Below are 15,674 nucleotides of genomic sequence, written 5' to 3' on the forward strand. Positions count from 1 at the left end.
TATTTGTTTTTCGACTAAAGCGTTAAAATATCCTACATGGAAGAAAAGAAAGATTATTATTAATGTATCATACTATTAATAATAAATCTATAATTATGTCATACTATATATAAAAAATATAACCTATTTCATATGTCTTTTTTCATGCTGGATAAAAGTAATTTCTTCGGCTAGGCATTTCTAAAATTAGCGTTCCGGGCGATGCGTTTTCCGTTCCAACCAACTCAGTGTCTTTTAGCTAAAAAAACTCAAACAATCTGATTAGAATGTTTGAGTTTTTCATTAGCTTATTTTCTTACAGAAGCCTCATGCAGAATGGAAAGCTCTCTTTCCAATTCATCCATTATGGCCTTTCCGTCTTTTTCATCTATTAGGTTAAGCCGAACAGCAAAGTCTATTTCACGAGACAAACCAAACATCTGGGTATCCAGTACCTCTTCATAAAGAGGACATTGAGGCATTGTGAGATTGTCCATCTGCACCTTAATCAGTTTCAATATTTTTTCAGCATCCGCCTTTAACAGGGCATTTGCTCTTTCTTTATGATCAACAATCATTTCTGAAGCCAACTTTCAATCCCTCCATTTCCGAGCGATTATCCTATCTATAAATTTTATACTCTTAAAGAGAAAATTGCAAGGGTATAAGGACCTTAGGGCAGCAGTATTTTTATTATGGCAAAAGCGATTGCCGCAAACATAATATGACATTTTCTTCAGAAATCTGTATACTGGAATAGTACTTAGTAATTGGCTTTGTTAGGAGGATAATAAATGAATACAATTATTCCTGTTTCCGGTAAAGTAAAATTTAAAATTACTCTTGATCCCGGTGTCTGGATCTTCGATGACCGCCGGATTGATTTAGATACCTATTTTGAAAAGGATCATGTAAAGGTGGATGAAACAGAGGCATACACAAAAGCAGTTTCAAAGCATTGGGATAGAGAGATTATGGAAGGTGCTGTGTTTCCCCCAACCTTAAAGACTGAAAAGAAATTCGAAAAGGTTAAAGTTTTGACAGGGTCTTTTGGCATCTCGCTTAAGCCTTTTCTTAATAATGCTGAACCAGAGGAAGATGCCAAGACTTTTGTGATTGTCAGTGAAGATGGCGAATTCCGCATGCCCCTTGAAAAAGCAGAGGAACTGATTCTAGGATTTTCTATAAAAGGCAAGCCTTTATTTGAAGACGGTCCAGTTTACATTTACTATGGCGACGGAAGCAATAAAGAGAATCCAATTAAAAGAGTTAAACAATTTATTTTGGAATAAACGAAACGAAAAAAAGGGCGATAAACTATCGCCCTTTTTTTGTTTTTAGAGTAAATCAGCTGCTAATTGAGCAAGTCCTGATCTTTCGCCTTTGATTAGTTTTATATGTCCTGAGACCGTTTGATCCTTAAATCTTTCCACCACATAGGTTAACCCATTATTATAGGCATCCAAATACGGATGATCTATTTGTTCCGGATCTCCCATTAAAACAATCTTACTCCTTTCCCCTACTCGGGTTAAAATCGTTTTCACTTCGTGTTTAGTTAAATTCTGAGCTTCATCAATAATAATATACTGATCTGGTATACTTCTTCCTCTTATATATGTGAGTGCTTCAACCTCGATTGAACCCATACCGGCAAGGATGGCGTCCAATTCTCCAGGCTTTTTGACATTAAACAAGTACTCTAAATTATCAAATATCGGCTGCATCCATGGTCTTAACTTTTCCTCTTTTTCCCCTGGCAGAAAGCCTAAATCCTTTCCCACAGGAACTATCGGGCGAGCAACCAGCAGTTTTTTATAATCCCCCTTGTCCTCTGTTTGCATTAACCCAGATGCCAATGCAATAAGTGTTTTCCCTGTTCCGGCTTTACCGGTTAATGTGACTAAGGGCAAGTCCCTTCTTAATAACAGCTCCATTGCAATGGTCTGCTGTACATTCCTAGGTTTGATTCCCCAGATATGTTCATGATCAAATATCAATTTTTTAATAATGGATCTTGTTTTGTCAATCACACCTAATGCCGATGATGATGAACCCAGTAAATCCTTCATTAATATAAATTGATTAGGATAGACCGGCAACGAGGTTACTGATCGAACAGGAAGTTCTCCTTTTTCATAAAATTGGTCCAGTCTTTCTCTGGGAACATATACCTCTAAAAATCCAGTGTAGAGATGGTCATTTTCAATGACCCTATCACTTAGGAAGTCTTCACTTATTAATCCAATGGCATCCGCTTTTACTCTTACTAATGCATCCTTGCTGACTAGGATGACCGTTCTTCCATCTTCTTTCTCTGTTTCTTCCAGGGAAAGATTTTTGGCTACTGCTAAGATACGATTATCGTTCGTTTTTTCAATAAAAATATCCTGCAGCTGCTGAAATGATCGGTGATTAAGCTCAATTCTTAAGCTTCCGCCATTTTCAAGCGGAATCTTTTCATGTAATTTTCCTGTTTGTCTTAGGCCGTCAATCAGCCTTGATACTTGTCTTGCATTCCGGCCAATCTCATCCATATACCTCTTCTTTGAATCCACTTCTTCAAGTACTACGGCTGGAATAACCACCTCGTTTTCTTCGAAAGAGAAAATCGAATTTGGGTCCTGCAACAAGACGTTTGTATCTAACACATAAATTTTACTCAATCCGATGCCTCCTGCTCTCTATGATCTCTATACAGTGGAACGAATAGACTTTGCTTAAATATATGTTTTTTTGAATAAAGATAGACGAACTTTTGCACAATAATCCATAAAGAACCTATAAAAAACCCATTTATGAAAATACATAAAAGATAGGATAGCTACTCATTTAGCTTAAGGAGGCGGCAGCATTGAACAAATGGATTATGTTTATCATCTCAATAGCTTTTCTGACCAGCTGCGGAGTTAATAACAACAGCAATCAGGGAGGCGAAAACCAGAATAATCATTTAGTCAATGTAAAAAACAGCACAATTCAGGAAGTTGACCGTACAACCGGGCAAAAGATTTCCAGACACCTTGTAGAACTTGCTTCAAGCATCCCAAATGTGAATGATGCAACAGCCGTTGTTTTGGGCAAGTACGCGATTGTTGGCATTGATGTAAATAAAAATTTGGAAAGATCTGAGGTTGGGGCAATTAAATACTCCGTTGCAGAGAGCCTAAAAAAAGACCCTTATGGAGCCTATGCCATTGTCATTGCAGATCCAGATGTAAAAGCACGCATTGCAGAAATATCCGAGGATATTAATAATAACCAGCCTATTCAAGGCATTTTGAATGAGCTTGCGGATATCACTGGCAGACTGATACCAGAAATCCCTGCAGACATTATCAATCCAACCCCAAAGGATACAACTGAGAAACCTAATAATAAATTAAACCAAAAAGAACAAAACACGCTTGATCAAAAGCAAAATAATCAATCCAACCAGCAAAAGAATAAAATTGAATAGTAAAAAAAAAAATGCTTAGTCTATTGGACTAAGCATTTTTTAATGTCCATGTTTACTGATATAATAAAAAATAAATGGTATAAAAAATTTCTTATAAAAAAAGATAAACAGGAATCATAAAAAGCTATAAATTCTGGTGGTGTAAATAATATGAGAGTTAAATGTGTACTTTGCGATAAAATTGAATCAATTGAAAATGACTGTCTGCAGGCAAAAAGACTAAGAAACCGTCCAATTCATACGTATATGTGCAAACCATGCGAAGAAAGAATAACATCTAAAACGATAAAAAGAATAGAAACTGGCAACTTTAAGCTTTACCGGACTAAATTAAAAGAGGATGAATGGTAAAAAGTATACATCTGCCCCTGTTCATTCATAATTGTGTAATGGAAATTAAAAAAGGAAGCCTTATAAGGGGGATGCTGACAACTCAGCACCCCACGTAAGGCTTCCTTTTTATTCAGGGTAATTTATATATTTTTCAGGTTCAGCTTTAATCTGATCGAGCATAACTTCAATTAGTTCTCTTGGAAACCGCGACTTTTTTCTTTCCCCATTTTGATCATAATAGACATAATACATGATTTCATCTTTATCTACTTCTATATTAGATATTTGATGATCACCAATTAAAATATCCATAAACATCTGTTCTGTTTCAACAGCAGCTGTGTCATCAGGTCTATCATCGATTACAATTTTAATTGATAACCAGTTATATAAAGCATCCTGCAAAGTCTTCATTATTTCCTCCCCATTAGAAAACATCTCTCGAAGTTACAAAACTAAACTTGTTTGCCTTCTTGTTTTTTTGAATAGTTCAGACGGCGAACCTTATAAATGATCAGGATGAGTGCTGCAACAACCAATCCTTCTGTAATTGGAAGGAAAACAGCAAAAAATGTCAGGATTGTACAGCCAAAAATCAAAAACAAATAAACGACTAATGATTTAAGAATGGGAAGTTTTTTAGCGAAACCAAGTTTAAAAACAATGATGCACAGGACAACAATCGTCAAATATAGCATCCACATGCCAAGATCTGAATTTTCCTGTACCCTGAACAAAGCAGCGAAAAAAGACAGACGTTCATTTATATCCACCACTTTTCCACTCCCCTCCTTTCTGGAGAGTGTTCAGAGTCAGGCAGATCCCCTTCCTCTGAACACCATGATTTAGCTCATTTCAGCAACTTTTTTCTTTTTAGCCATTCTTTCACGCTCGCTCTTGTCAAGAATCTTTTTGCGGAGACGGACAGATTGCGGTGTAACCTCACAATACTCATCATCGTTCAAATATTCTAATGACTCTTCAAGCGTCATAATCCGCGGCTTTTTCATTGTTGCTGTTTGATCTTTTGTCGCTGAACGGACATTTGTCGCATGTTTTGTTTTTGTGATATTAACAGTAATATCATTTTCGCGATTATGCTCGCCTACAATCATACCCTCATAAATTTCAGTTCCAGCATCAACAAAAATAACTCCGCGATCCTCTACTTGCATAATACCATATGTTGAAGCTTTTCCGCTCTCCATTGAAACAAGTACGCCTTGGCGTCTGCCGCCGACTTGTCCCTGTACCATTGGCTTGTAGCTGTCAAATGTATGGTTAATGATACCATAACCTCTTGTTAATGTAAGGAATTCTGTTGTATATCCGATTAATCCGCGTGCAGGCACATTGAAAGTCAAGCGAACCTGACCATTTCCGTTATTAACCATATCAAGGAGTTCACCTTTACGGGCACCAAGAGATTCCATAATGGATCCTGTATGTTCCTCAGGTACATCAATTTGAACCCTCTCCACTGGTTCACAGCGAACACCGTCAATTTCTTTAACGATAACCTCTGGTTTTGAAACTTGAAGCTCATAGCCTTCCCTGCGCATGTTTTCAATTAATATAGATAAGTGAAGCTCTCCACGTCCTGAAACAATCCAAGCATCCGGAGAATCCGTATTATCAACCCTTAAGCTTACATCTGTCTGAAGCTGTGCACGGAGTCTTTCTTCAATTTTTCTAGATGTTAAATATTTGCCTTCTCTTCCGGCAAAAGGACTATTGTTCACTAGGAAAGTCATTTGTAATGTTGGCTCATCAATATGAAGGATTGGCAATGCATCCTGATGTTCGAACGGACAAACGGTTTCCCCAACATTGATATCTTCCATTCCAGATAAGGCAATAAGGTCCCCAGCGTAAGCTTCCTGAACTTCCTCGCGCTTAAGGCCGAAGAATCCAAAGATTTTAGTTACGCGAAATTGCTTAACAGTGCCATCTAGCTTCATTAGTGCAACTTGCTGTCCTACATGGATAGTTCCGCGAAATACGCGGCCAATTCCAATTCGGCCGACATAGTCATTATAATCAAGCAGGGCAACCTGGAATTGCAGCGGTTCTTCGCGATTATCAACTGGTGCAGGAATGTGATCAAGAATAGCTTCATATAGACATTCCATATTTTCATCCTGTTTTGAAGGGTCTGTGCTTGCAGTACCATTAATTCCTGAAGCATAAATGACTGGGAACTCAAGCTGGTCTTCATTTGCTCCAAGCTCAATAAACAAATCTAATACTTCGTCTACAACCTCTTCCGGACGGGCAAAGTCACGGTCAATTTTGTTTACAACGACGATTGGGGTTAATTTCTGTTCTAATGCCTTTTTAAGTACAAATCGTGTCTGAGGCATACAGCCTTCATAAGCATCTACAATAAGAAGAACACCATCAACCATTTTCATAATCCGCTCAACTTCACCGCCGAAGTCTGCGTGTCCTGGTGTATCTAAAATATTGATTCTTTTATCTTTATATTGAACAGCAGTATTTTTTGCCAAAATTGTAATACCGCGCTCTCTTTCAATATCATTGGAATCCATTGCACGCTCTTCGACATGTTCGTTTGAACGGAATGTACCAGCCTGTTTTAGAAGCTGATCGACTAGTGTTGTTTTTCCATGGTCAACGTGGGCAATGATTGCAATATTACGAATATCTTCTCTTAATTTCAAGGAAGTTCCTCCTACCTTTATTAAAAAGCCTAAATTTTTCTCTTCATTCTGTAACTGAAATATTATAACATAATGGAAGTGGAAACCTAAAAATTTTTTATGGTAAAATTAAAAAAGCGTCTGTACACTAGAATCATAAACCCTGATTAAAGGAGGTTTTTATGTTGAAACAAATAAAATGGCCATTATTAGCTTCTGCCATCGCTGCAACCCTATGCATGATGGGAATTGGCATAGCCATTGCTGAACAAAGTGTAGTTGGCATATTCGCCTGTATTATAGCTTTAGTATTTGTTATGGGATATGGTTTTAAGACAAAAAAGAAAATGCGCGAAAATGGAATTTTATAATTATAAAGCGAAAAAGCGCCTTGGCTTATCTATGGCCAGGCGCTTTTTAAATGGGAGGAAATACGGCAGCCGAGGGTTCTGGTCCCTTTTTTGTAAAAATTACCATCTGCCATTTTTTAAATAGGATTCCATGATCTCCTGATGGAGACCCGGTTTTGAAACAAATACTGAATTTTTTTCTAAAAGATTTAATGGTTCTCCCTTTAAATTGGTTGCCACACCGCCAAGCTCCTCGATTAAGATTTTTCCTGCTGCAAAGTCCCATGGTGCCAAACGCAGCGTAATATAGGCATCTAGCCGGCCAGATGCAATATAGGCCATTTCGATCGCTGCAGACCCATATGATCTTGTTCCGCGTGCATGTTTGACAAGCGGAGCTAAAAGGGCAGGATCAATTCTTTTATTCTCTGTTACCCAAGTAGCATTAATGCCAATTATGGCTTCCGAGACGTTTACATTATCAAGAGGAGGCAATTTTAAATCATTCATATAAACACCATGATCTTTCATTGCGCGGTATAATTCGTCATGAACCACATCATAGATCAGCCCAATTTGGCCAACCCCTTCCTCATAAATACCGATGGAGATCGCGAAATTCCGCTGCTGGTGAATAAAATTCATGGTCCCATCTATTGGGTCAATAATCCAGACAATTCCGCTAAGATTATTGACTTCATCCCCGAACCCCTCTTCTCCAAGGATCTTATGATCAGGGTATACCTCCTTTATTTTCCCAATAAAAAATTGTTCCGTATTCTTATCAATATTTGTTACCAAGTCATTAGCATTTGATTTTGTTTCAATGGTCAATTTTTTGCTGAAAGATTGTTTGATTCTTTCTCCAGCATCCTTAATCCATTCAATAGCATGTTCATTTATTTCATTCCAATTTGTCATATTGTCCTCCGCTAATCCATTAGGTATAAACTATAAACACTAAATGTTTGTGGGATAAGTTTCCATATACTGATTATTATCATATGCTGAAAATGGATTTGGCTTCAAGTGTTAGCCTTTCCCTCTGAAAAAAATAATAAACGAACCCCTCAAAGATTTAAATGGGAGTCCGTTTACTATTGGCTAAGTCTAATTTTCATTGGCATTTTTCTTTATTTTTCTCCTTTAACGTTGATCATCCTAATAATGTCAAATTAAAGCGCTTTTAACTTAAGAAGCTCCTGTCTAATTCTTTCCAAATTTTGCTTGCTTTTCTTTTTCACATCTTCATTTTCATTTTTGATCGCTTCGAATAATGTTGCAAGTTCATAATCCATTTCCAAACGCAAAACAGCCGTTCTTTCCTTGTCTCCCTTTTTACCAGCACCAGAATTCACAAGTTGTTTCATGAAAAAGCCACACCCCTTTTCAAATAGTCTATTTTCGAATTTACTGACTATTATTAATAGTATATTATGAGGGATCTTGTTTAGTTGCAACAAATTTGTGCTAATACCCATTTTCATTTATTCGTCACGAAAAAGCATGAGAATTATCGAATTTTTTGGAGTGTGGTAAAATATATGTAAAAGATGCTGGAGGTTTGTCAATGTCATTTACAGGTTTTACAAAGACAGATTTTGCTGTTTTTCATATAGACGGATTGGAAGAACGGATGGAGTCCCTAATTGCCAATATAAGACCGAAACTCGAAGCTTTAGGCAATCATTTTGCCCCAATGCTCTCCGTTGAAACAGGAGAGGAAATGTTTGCACATGTGGCAAAGCATGCAAGGCGGACGAAAAATCCTCCAAACGATACATGGGTAGCTTTTGCAAGTAATTCAAGAGGATATAAAATGATGCCTCACTTCCAGATAGGCTTATGGGAATCACATGTGTTTATCTGGTTTGCTATCATATATGAGGCTCAGAATAAGAGTAATTTCGGGCATGTACTCGAGTCGAAGGCAGATGCGATCTATGAAGCCATTCCAGACCATTTTGTCTGGTCTGCTGATCATATGAAACCAAAAGCAACGTTGCATGGAGATTTATCGAAGGACGAGTTAAAAGAGATGTTCATTCGCCTGCAAAATGTCAAAAAAGCTGAAATCCTATGCGGATTGAATATAGCAAAAGAAAAAGCTATCCAAATGTCGCCTGATGAATTTCTCAATATGGCGGAATCTGTATTTAAAACTGTCATGCCCCTATACAAATTAGCTGTATATGAAAGTGCAGAAAAATAAAACCTCCTATGGAGGTTTTATTTTTTCTGCATTTTTATTTTTCCGCCTGACGGAATTTCTTTAGCGGTCTTAACGGTATGATAAGATGAATAGCCGCTTATTTCTTCAAATTCATTACAAATATTGCGTTCCTGAGCCTTACCTGGCACTATTTCCTTAAATCTTTTATAAGCATCAAAAAATTTTTCACGATTGATCCCTTTTTCATAGGCTGCTTCAAGCTGCTGAAAATAATGAATCACATCAACGATTTCCTTCGTAGACCAATCCTGATCAATTGGATATTGATATTCCACTGAGCCTTTTCACTCCTAGTTGTCATTTCTAACTTATGAGAATTATCCAGCTTCAGCGCCCTAGAGGCGCTAAAACAGGGCGCTTACGGTTTATTTTGCCCATTTGTTTCGAATGCTTTCAGCTTCGCCAATCATTCGGGTAAATAGTTCCTCAACGGATGGAACATCTTTAATCAAACCCATGACTTGACCTGCCCAGCCAAATCCTTCCTCTTCCTTGCCATCATGAATATACTTTTTATTGGTGTTTCCGCTTATGTAATCCCTCAGACTTTCATAACCGCCATTTTGCTTTTCAATTTCCAAAATTTTATCTGTCCATGCATTCGCTATTGCCCTAGCTGGAGCACCGATTGATTTTTTAATAACAACCGTATCCGTTTCGCTCCCTTCCATAAGCTTCCTTTTATAAAGTTCAGAAGCATGCACACATTCTTTTACGGCAATAAATCTTGTTCCCATTTCAATGCCTTGGGCACCTAGGCTTAGTGCGGCCATTAAGCCCCTGCCATCACCAATGCCTCCTGAGGCAATAACTGGAATGGAAACAGCATCTACAACTTGAGGGATCAAGACAAAAGTACCTACATCATCTCTCCCCAAGTGGCCCCCGCCTTCCTGGCCAACGACCATTACTGCGTCAGCTCCAAGCTCCTGGGCTTTAACAGCCTGTCTTTTCGATGCAACAAGCACCAGTTTTTTAATATTTGTGCCTTTTAATTGTTCAAATAGCGGTGTTGGATTTCCTCCTGTCATAGTGATAACAGGAACTTCCTCTTCAATAGCAACATCAAGGTATTCTTTATATGGCCTGCGCTGCTGTCCAATGGAGAAGTTTACGCCAAACGGCTTATCTGTAAGCTCTCTAACCCTGTGAATCTCTTTTCTTAAATCATCAGGGCTCGGAAGTGACATAGCCGTCACCTGTCCTAATCCGCCGGCATTTGAAACAGCAGCTGCCAGATCAGAATAAGCCAAATGAGCTAAACCTCCCTGGATAATTGGATATTTAATATTTAAAATCTCAGTTACTCTTGTATCCCATTTCATTATACTTTCCTCCCTCATATTATACTACTTCATAATTACTTCGATTTATTTGTTATAAATTCCTGTTAACATCTAAAACTAAAATAATCAGCATTAATGACCAAGCAGCAAAACCGCACCCTTTGCCTACTATGCAAGGGAATCGAATAATGCTATAATTCAAATGTTTTTGCAATAATTTAAATTGAAGAGGTGTGAGAATTACATTGTCACAATATGAAACACCGTTATTTAGCGGTTTATTGGCACATGCCAAAAAGAATCCGATCCAGTTTCATATCCCCGGGCATAAAAAGGGAGTCGGGGCTGATCCAGAATTCAGGGAGTTTATTGGTGAAAATGCTTTATCTATTGATTTAATTAATATTGCTCCACTAGATGACCTTCACCAGCCTAAAGGGATCATTAAACAGGCACAGGACCTTGCCGCTGAAGCCTTTGGAGCAGATAGAACATTTTTTTCCGTTCAGGGAACAAGCGGAGCAATTATGACAATGGTGATGGCTGTCTGCGGCCCTGGGGACAAAATTATCGTTCCGAGAAACGTTCATAAGTCTGTCATGTCAGCTATAATTTTTTCCGGTGCAACACCTATTTTTATCCATCCGGAAATCGATACAAACCTTGGTATTTCTCATGGAATGACAACAGAATCAGTAGCTAAAGCCCTCAAGGCGCATCCAGATGCAAAAGGTGTGCTTGTGATTAATCCAACCTATTTCGGCATTTCTGCTGATTTAAAGGCGATTGTAGAGGTTGCTCATTCCTATAACGTTCCTGTTCTCGTGGACGAAGCACATGGTGTTCATATACATTTTCATGATGAACTTCCCCTTTCTGCCATGCAGGCTGGCGCAGATTTAGCAGCAACAAGTGTTCATAAGCTTGGCGGATCGATGACACAAAGCTCGATCTTAAATATGAAGGGAAACCTTGTTTCACCAAAAAGAGTGCAAACCATATTGAGCATGCTGACCACCACCTCCACTTCATACTTGCTGCTGGCATCATTGGATGTTGCAAGGAGGCGTCTGGCAACAGAGGGTAAGTCCTTAGTTGAAAAATCTATTATCCTCGCACAGTCTATTAGAAAACGCATTAATGAAATCGAACATTTATACTGTGTTGGTGAAGAAATATTGGAATCAGATGCGGCACATGGGTATGATCCAACAAAATTGATCATTTCCGTAAAAGATCTAGGAATAAGCGGGTCAGATGTAGAAGTGTGGCTAAGGGAAAAATATAATATCGAAGTCGAAATGTCCGACCTGTACAATATCCTTTGTATCATTACGCCAGGAGATACAGAATATGAAGGTGATATGCTTGTCAAAGCATTAACTGAGCTGTCGGCAGAAAGACATGGAAAAACGGAGAAACGAAAGGCACAGGTCATGCTGCCTGAGATTCCGCTTTTAGCCCTTTCACCGCGTGATGCCTTTTACGCAGAAACAGAGCTGGTCCCATTTGATGAATCAGAAGGTAGAATTATTGCAGAGTTTATTATGGTCTACCCTCCTGGAATTCCGATTTTTATTCCGGGCGAAATTATTACAAAAGAAAACCTGCTTTATATAAAAACCAACATGGAAGCAGGGCTTCCTGTTCAGGGTCCTGAAGATTATGATTTCAAATATCTTCGCGTGATTAAGGAATTTAGAGCTATAAAATAAAGCCTTCCGCTATGCGGAAGGCTTTATCCTTTATTTATATGTGTTATACTTATTCTTCGTTATGTTCTCCATCACAGCAATGAGTTTTGCACTTTGAGTACAAAACAGTAACTTTTTCATCTTCAAAATAATCAATAGTTGAATTGCAGTCTTGGCAAACGATTGTACCCATTTTACATTCCCCTTTGTTTTTTTAAATTATTATGAAAGCGGTTTAATAACTTTAATTACATAATAATATAACACAATTACTTTTTCAAGAGGAAATTGTATAACATTATTAAAAAAATAACGGGGTTTTATGTATGTAATATTGAAATGTTGTGCTATATAAATTTTGATAAAACAGGCTAGTTGCAGCCTGTTCTATAAAAACCTTCGAATTATTCGTATTGGGTTAGATAGGTAGATCCAGGAAGGGTTGTTAAAAAGAATTCGCATAAATCTTCCGCCTGCTGCCGATTATCCATCTTAAACGCTTTTTGTAAATAATCTGTATCTTCGAGGTCTTTAGGATCGAGGAGTGTTGAGCGGCCAGTTTGCATACAAACAACTAGAGGCTTTCCAAAAAATAAATTAGTAAAAACAATTCCGAAATCATAGCGGGTATGTTCGGTGGTAAAACCTACAAATCGGACCTTAGCATTTTCCTGTTCATCATACAATTTTTCAAATAGGTTCATTGAACTCCTCCTTTTGATTTTAAAAATATTTAGAATTTTATTATAATTCATTTCTAGATATTTTTCAAGATTTTTTTTATTCCCTCATTTATGTTGTCACTCACTTTTACTCAATGCTAGAATAAGGATGACAAACAAAAGTTTGGGGGGATGGATGTTGGCAAATGCCTATATTAAGCTCGTGCCTTCATCAGCACAAGAAACGATTTCAACAGAAGAAGTTAAAGAGTTGTTTTCTTATTTCAAAGATATCACTGGCAAAACTGGACAACAGCTTGATTGGGAATTTGACGAGGCTGCTTTTCCATACGAAATAAAAGAAAAGCCTGAAGGAAAGGGTAAATGGTTCTATTTAGAATCAACTAATGACCGCTATCATTTAATTTTAATCGGTGTAGACGAAGAGACTGTTCAGGATGATGATGGAACCGAAAGAAAACAAACATACATACAAATAACTCTGCCAGAAACCGCAACATTTGGGGATAAAGGAAAGGCTAATGAATACTGCAGATTCATAGCGAAAAAACTACAAGGTGAGCTGCATCTTTTTAATGGAAGAATAATGTATTTTTATCCAAGAAAATTACAGTAAACTAAGGAGAACAGCTTTGCAGGCTGTTCTTTCAAATTTATCAAACACTCGAGGTAAGCTAATATGTTAAATAGAATTATTTTTATCGGGATTATCAGTCTTGGGGTTACCATTTTCTCCCCCTTTATTTTTTATTCCTATTATGAGACCCAGCCTAAATTACTTGAACAGAAGGTTCTTTTTGGCGGGCCCCTTCCATTTGCCGAACAGCAAATAACATTGCCTGCAGATGACAATAAATATCCGTTAGAGGTGAAATTCACGTCCCCTTTTGAAAAACAAACAACATTTAAAGCAATTCCGCTTCTGATTTCCTTTGTCTGCTATTTTCTTTTTCTTTTTGCCCTTTACAGCATTATCGCAAGATTTTTTCATCGATTACCCGCCAAGGAGCCCAAATAGGGCTCTTTTTTTATTTTTCCAAGAACTTCACATTTACAATAAGGGGCATTTTGCATATTTTCTCTTCCGTGTTAAATACTCAACATATGGAAGTTAATATGGGGGGATCGTATGAAAAAGCTGACGCCAGTTTTCAAGGTTTCAGTCCTTGTTACTGTTCTATTTATTTTATGGGGTCTTATCCCAAAAAGGATTTTGCCAAATGGAAACCTGGACTCTGTAACCCTAAGTGTTCAAAGCTTTATATTAGAGAAATTTGGCTGGTTTTATTTAATGGCAGCATCGATATTTTTAATTTTTGCTGTTGTATTAATCTTTACGAAGTACGGAAATATTCGTCTTGGAAAAGATACGGACCGCCCCGAATTTAATATGATTACCTGGTTTGCCATGCTGTTCAGCGCCGGAATGGGGATTGGGCTTGTCTTTTGGGGAGTAGCTGAACCTTTATTTCATTACCATGATCCTCCTTTTATCGAAGGAGGCACGCCAGATGCGGCAAGAGGTGCCATTCGTTACTCTTTTTTCCATTGGGGCCTGCATCCTTGGGCGATTTATGCAGTCATCGGACTGGCATTAGCTTACTTTCAGTTTAGAAAAGAGCAGCCAGGTGTAATCAGCTCTATTTTGCGCCCTGTATTCGGGGATCGAGTGGATGGAAACATAGGAACACTAATCGACTTTATTGCTGTATTTGCTACCGTTTTTGGTGTTGCAACATCACTGGGATTAGGAGCAATTCAAATATCTGGCGGCCTTTCCTATCAGTTTAATGGGATCTCTAATAACTTTACTACACAAATGATCATTATTATTGTTGTGACTATTTTATTTATGACATCAGCCCAGACTGGTTTAGATAAAGGAATCAAATATTTAAGCAATTTAAATATTCTCTTAGCTTTTCTTCTGCTTCTTTTCTTACTTTTCGTTGGACCTTCCAATTTTATTATGGATCTATTTACAACAACCATTGGTTCCTATTTGCAGAACCTGCCTTCCATGAGCTTTCGATTAAGCCCTTTTGATCAGGATATTACTTGGTTTCAGGATTGGACAATCTTTTATTGGGCTTGGTGGATTGCATGGGCGCCGTTTGTTGGCACCTTCATCGCAAGGATATCACGGGGAAGAACCATAAGAGAATTTGTTATAGGAGTTCTTGTGGTACCTACAGTATTTGGAGGTCTATGGTTTTCTGTTTTTGGCGGGACAGGCATATATCTTGAATTTTTCGAGGGGAAGAATATCATGAGCATCATTGAACAGCAAGGAATGGAGGTTGCCTTATTTGCTGTTTTTGAAAATTTCCCATTGTCAACAGTGCTATCCCTGTTAGCCATTTTACTAATCAGCACCTTTTTTATCACTTCTGCTGACTCTGCTACCTTTGTTCTCGGCATGCAGACAACGAATGGCCATCTAAACCCTCCGAATCGGATAAAATTTATATGGGGTATTATTCAGTCAGCCTCTGCGGCCATTCTTTTATGGACCGGAGGACTTGAGGCTCTACAGAGAGCTTCCATCATTGCTGCTCTTCCCTTTACAATTATCATGCTGCTCATTGTGGTAGCATTAATAAAGTCCTTGAAAAAAGAAATAGTCCCTGCGGTAAAAATAAAGCCAACACAGCCGCAGCAGGAATAAAAAAAAAGCGCGAAAGAATCGCGCTTTTTTTAACCTGTAACTACAGCCATTGTAAAGTGAAAGAGCCCATAGACCGATAGGCTCAATGAAGTTACAAATGCAGTAATTTTCATTGATTTAACAACATAATTTCCGATCAGAACCGCTAAATAAAGAAAGACAAAAAACATTAAAACTTTATAAAAAAGCAAATCATATTTTGACAGCCACTCGATAAATGTATATCCGCTCCAAATAATTAACTGCAGAAGCATTGCCGTATAAACTTTCATTCCCTCATCACCGATAACACCCTTTTCTCACAAAAGATCTGTGTATTGGTAAT

At 37.8% G+C, this 15,674-nt stretch carries 21 protein-coding genes; 9 read left to right on the top strand and 12 right to left on the bottom strand.

Translation table 11 applies throughout. The annotated features are described in order from the left end of the window. Positions 1 to 287: 287 nt before the first annotated feature. A complete protein-coding gene (locus AC1Q59_RS07955; protein WP_492365257.1) occupies positions 288 to 569 on the bottom strand; it encodes an Fpa/YlaN family protein in 282 nt (93 codons plus the stop codon). Positions 570 to 773: 204 nt separating this feature from the next. Here AC1Q59_RS07955 and AC1Q59_RS07960 point away from each other — a divergent pair, with 204 nt between their 5' ends. Next, positions 774 to 1,271 (top strand): peptidyl-prolyl cis-trans isomerase, encoded by a 498-nt coding sequence (locus AC1Q59_RS07960; RefSeq protein WP_492365258.1) that lies wholly within the window; start codon positions 774 to 776, stop codon positions 1,269 to 1,271. 45 nt (positions 1,272 to 1,316) lie between these two features. On the opposite strand, the gene AC1Q59_RS07965 is transcribed toward AC1Q59_RS07960, so the two are convergent. Then, complete coding sequence (locus AC1Q59_RS07965) at positions 1,317 to 2,645, bottom strand: PhoH family protein (RefSeq protein WP_492365259.1); 1,329 nt, start codon at positions 2,643 to 2,645, stop codon at positions 1,317 to 1,319. A gap of 188 nt (positions 2,646 to 2,833) precedes the next feature. Between AC1Q59_RS07965 and AC1Q59_RS07970 the strand changes: the two genes are divergently transcribed. Together AC1Q59_RS07970 and AC1Q59_RS07975 are read left to right on the top strand one after the other, a co-directional pair. Further along, entirely contained in the window at positions 2,834 to 3,439 is a 606-nt protein-coding gene (locus AC1Q59_RS07970) for a YhcN/YlaJ family sporulation lipoprotein (RefSeq protein WP_492365260.1), read from the top strand. 150 nt (positions 3,440 to 3,589) lie between these two features. Next, complete coding sequence (locus AC1Q59_RS07975; RefSeq protein ID WP_492365261.1) at positions 3,590 to 3,790, top strand: YlaI family protein; 201 nt, start codon at positions 3,590 to 3,592, stop codon at positions 3,788 to 3,790. Positions 3,791 to 3,898: 108 nt separating this feature from the next. Here the strand turns inward: AC1Q59_RS07975 and AC1Q59_RS07980 are convergent, their stop codons facing one another. The 3 genes from AC1Q59_RS07980 to typA form a co-directional block, all read right to left on the bottom strand. Then, positions 3,899 to 4,186, bottom strand: coding sequence for a hypothetical protein (locus AC1Q59_RS07980; protein WP_492365262.1), 288 nt, complete (start codon positions 4,184 to 4,186; stop codon positions 3,899 to 3,901). 41 nt (positions 4,187 to 4,227) lie between these two features. Further along, positions 4,228 to 4,545 (bottom strand): YlaH-like family protein, encoded by a 318-nt coding sequence (locus AC1Q59_RS07985; RefSeq protein WP_492365375.1) that lies wholly within the window; start codon positions 4,543 to 4,545, stop codon positions 4,228 to 4,230. A gap of 72 nt (positions 4,546 to 4,617) precedes the next feature. Then, positions 4,618 to 6,456: a translational GTPase TypA gene (typA, locus tag AC1Q59_RS07990; protein WP_492365263.1), complete on the bottom strand. Its 1,839-nt coding sequence runs from the start codon at positions 6,454 to 6,456 to the stop codon at positions 4,618 to 4,620. A 164-nt stretch (positions 6,457 to 6,620) separates the two neighbouring features. On the opposite strand from typA, the gene AC1Q59_RS07995 reads away from it, so the two are divergent. After that, entirely contained in the window at positions 6,621 to 6,806 is a 186-nt protein-coding gene (locus AC1Q59_RS07995; RefSeq protein WP_492365376.1) for a YlaF family protein, read from the top strand. A 99-nt stretch (positions 6,807 to 6,905) separates the two neighbouring features. Here AC1Q59_RS07995 and AC1Q59_RS08000 read toward each other — a convergent pair whose 3' ends face one another. Beyond that, positions 6,906 to 7,706 carry an inositol monophosphatase family protein gene (locus AC1Q59_RS08000; protein WP_492365264.1) on the bottom strand — a complete coding sequence of 267 codons (801 nt, stop codon included), beginning with the start codon at positions 7,704 to 7,706 and terminating at the stop codon, positions 6,906 to 6,908. Positions 7,707 to 7,960: 254 nt separating this feature from the next. After that, a complete protein-coding gene (locus AC1Q59_RS08005; RefSeq protein WP_492365265.1) occupies positions 7,961 to 8,155 on the bottom strand; it encodes a YkzI domain-containing protein in 195 nt (64 codons plus the stop codon). 200 nt (positions 8,156 to 8,355) lie between these two features. On the opposite strand from AC1Q59_RS08005, the gene AC1Q59_RS08010 reads away from it, so the two are divergent. Next, positions 8,356 to 8,997 carry a YktB family protein gene (locus AC1Q59_RS08010; protein WP_492365266.1) on the top strand — a complete coding sequence of 214 codons (642 nt, stop codon included), beginning with the start codon at positions 8,356 to 8,358 and terminating at the stop codon, positions 8,995 to 8,997. A gap of 17 nt (positions 8,998 to 9,014) precedes the next feature. On the opposite strand, the gene AC1Q59_RS08015 is transcribed toward AC1Q59_RS08010, so the two are convergent. Both AC1Q59_RS08015 and AC1Q59_RS08020 read right to left on the bottom strand, forming a co-directional pair. Continuing rightward, positions 9,015 to 9,293: a UPF0223 family protein gene (locus AC1Q59_RS08015; protein ID WP_492365267.1), complete on the bottom strand. Its 279-nt coding sequence runs from the start codon at positions 9,291 to 9,293 to the stop codon at positions 9,015 to 9,017. A 90-nt stretch (positions 9,294 to 9,383) separates the two neighbouring features. Then, positions 9,384 to 10,343, bottom strand: coding sequence for an NAD(P)H-dependent flavin oxidoreductase (locus AC1Q59_RS08020; protein WP_492365268.1), 960 nt, complete (start codon positions 10,341 to 10,343; stop codon positions 9,384 to 9,386). A 206-nt stretch (positions 10,344 to 10,549) separates the two neighbouring features. On the opposite strand from AC1Q59_RS08020, the gene AC1Q59_RS08025 reads away from it, so the two are divergent. Next, on the top strand, positions 10,550 to 12,019 hold the full coding sequence (locus AC1Q59_RS08025; protein WP_492365269.1) for an aminotransferase class I/II-fold pyridoxal phosphate-dependent enzyme: 1,470 nt from the start codon (positions 10,550 to 10,552) through the stop codon (positions 12,017 to 12,019). 49 nt (positions 12,020 to 12,068) lie between these two features. On the opposite strand, the gene AC1Q59_RS08030 is transcribed toward AC1Q59_RS08025, so the two are convergent. Both AC1Q59_RS08030 and AC1Q59_RS08035 read right to left on the bottom strand, forming a co-directional pair. Continuing rightward, on the bottom strand, positions 12,069 to 12,191 hold the full coding sequence (locus AC1Q59_RS08030; RefSeq protein WP_492365270.1) for a GapA-binding peptide SR1P: 123 nt from the start codon (positions 12,189 to 12,191) through the stop codon (positions 12,069 to 12,071). A gap of 211 nt (positions 12,192 to 12,402) precedes the next feature. Beyond that, complete coding sequence (locus AC1Q59_RS08035) at positions 12,403 to 12,702, bottom strand: DUF3055 domain-containing protein (RefSeq protein ID WP_492365271.1); 300 nt, start codon at positions 12,700 to 12,702, stop codon at positions 12,403 to 12,405. A gap of 154 nt (positions 12,703 to 12,856) precedes the next feature. On the opposite strand from AC1Q59_RS08035, the gene AC1Q59_RS08040 reads away from it, so the two are divergent. From AC1Q59_RS08040 to AC1Q59_RS08050, 3 genes are all read left to right on the top strand, one after another. Then, positions 12,857 to 13,297 carry a DUF1885 family protein gene (locus AC1Q59_RS08040; protein WP_492365272.1) on the top strand — a complete coding sequence of 147 codons (441 nt, stop codon included), beginning with the start codon at positions 12,857 to 12,859 and terminating at the stop codon, positions 13,295 to 13,297. A 63-nt stretch (positions 13,298 to 13,360) separates the two neighbouring features. Further along, positions 13,361 to 13,699: a hypothetical protein gene (locus AC1Q59_RS08045; protein WP_492365273.1), complete on the top strand. Its 339-nt coding sequence runs from the start codon at positions 13,361 to 13,363 to the stop codon at positions 13,697 to 13,699. Positions 13,700 to 13,810: 111 nt separating this feature from the next. Then, entirely contained in the window at positions 13,811 to 15,349 is a 1,539-nt protein-coding gene (locus AC1Q59_RS08050) for a glycine betaine uptake BCCT transporter (RefSeq protein WP_492365274.1), read from the top strand. Positions 15,350 to 15,378: 29 nt separating this feature from the next. Here AC1Q59_RS08050 and AC1Q59_RS08055 read toward each other — a convergent pair whose 3' ends face one another. Beyond that, the gene (locus tag AC1Q59_RS08055; RefSeq protein ID WP_492365275.1) at positions 15,379 to 15,621 is read right to left on the bottom strand and encodes a hypothetical protein; all 243 of its coding nucleotides are present in this window, start codon (positions 15,619 to 15,621) and stop codon (positions 15,379 to 15,381) included. Between the last annotated feature and the right edge of the window lie 53 nt (positions 15,622 to 15,674).

The organism is Cytobacillus sp. MT66 (assembly GCF_058792595.1).

Excerpts from the sequence above, each read along its gene's own strand:
- AC1Q59_RS07960 (WP_492365258.1), top strand. The coding sequence starts at position 774 with ATGAATACAATTATTCCTGTTTCCGGTAAAGTAAAATTTAAAATTACT.
- AC1Q59_RS07975 (WP_492365261.1), top strand. The coding sequence starts at position 3,590 with ATGAGAGTTAAATGTGTACTTTGCGATAAAATTGAATCAATTGAAAAT.
- AC1Q59_RS07980 (WP_492365262.1), bottom strand. The coding sequence starts at position 4,186 with ATGAAGACTTTGCAGGATGCTTTATATAACTGGTTATCAATTAAAATT.
- AC1Q59_RS08000 (WP_492365264.1), bottom strand. The coding sequence starts at position 7,706 with ATGACAAATTGGAATGAAATAAATGAACATGCTATTGAATGGATTAAG.
- AC1Q59_RS08005 (WP_492365265.1), bottom strand. The coding sequence starts at position 8,155 with ATGAAACAACTTGTGAATTCTGGTGCTGGTAAAAAGGGAGACAAGGAA.
- AC1Q59_RS08010 (WP_492365266.1), top strand. The coding sequence starts at position 8,356 with ATGTCATTTACAGGTTTTACAAAGACAGATTTTGCTGTTTTTCATATA.
- AC1Q59_RS08020 (WP_492365268.1), bottom strand. The coding sequence starts at position 10,343 with ATGAAATGGGATACAAGAGTAACTGAGATTTTAAATATTAAATATCCA.
- AC1Q59_RS08030 (WP_492365270.1), bottom strand. The coding sequence starts at position 12,191 with ATGGGTACAATCGTTTGCCAAGACTGCAATTCAACTATTGATTATTTT.
- AC1Q59_RS08035 (WP_492365271.1), bottom strand. The coding sequence starts at position 12,702 with ATGAACCTATTTGAAAAATTGTATGATGAACAGGAAAATGCTAAGGTC.
- AC1Q59_RS08040 (WP_492365272.1), top strand. The coding sequence starts at position 12,857 with ATGTTGGCAAATGCCTATATTAAGCTCGTGCCTTCATCAGCACAAGAA.
- AC1Q59_RS08045 (WP_492365273.1), top strand. The coding sequence starts at position 13,361 with ATGTTAAATAGAATTATTTTTATCGGGATTATCAGTCTTGGGGTTACC.
- AC1Q59_RS08050 (WP_492365274.1), top strand. The coding sequence starts at position 13,811 with ATGAAAAAGCTGACGCCAGTTTTCAAGGTTTCAGTCCTTGTTACTGTT.
- AC1Q59_RS08055 (WP_492365275.1), bottom strand. The coding sequence starts at position 15,621 with ATGAAAGTTTATACGGCAATGCTTCTGCAGTTAATTATTTGGAGCGGA.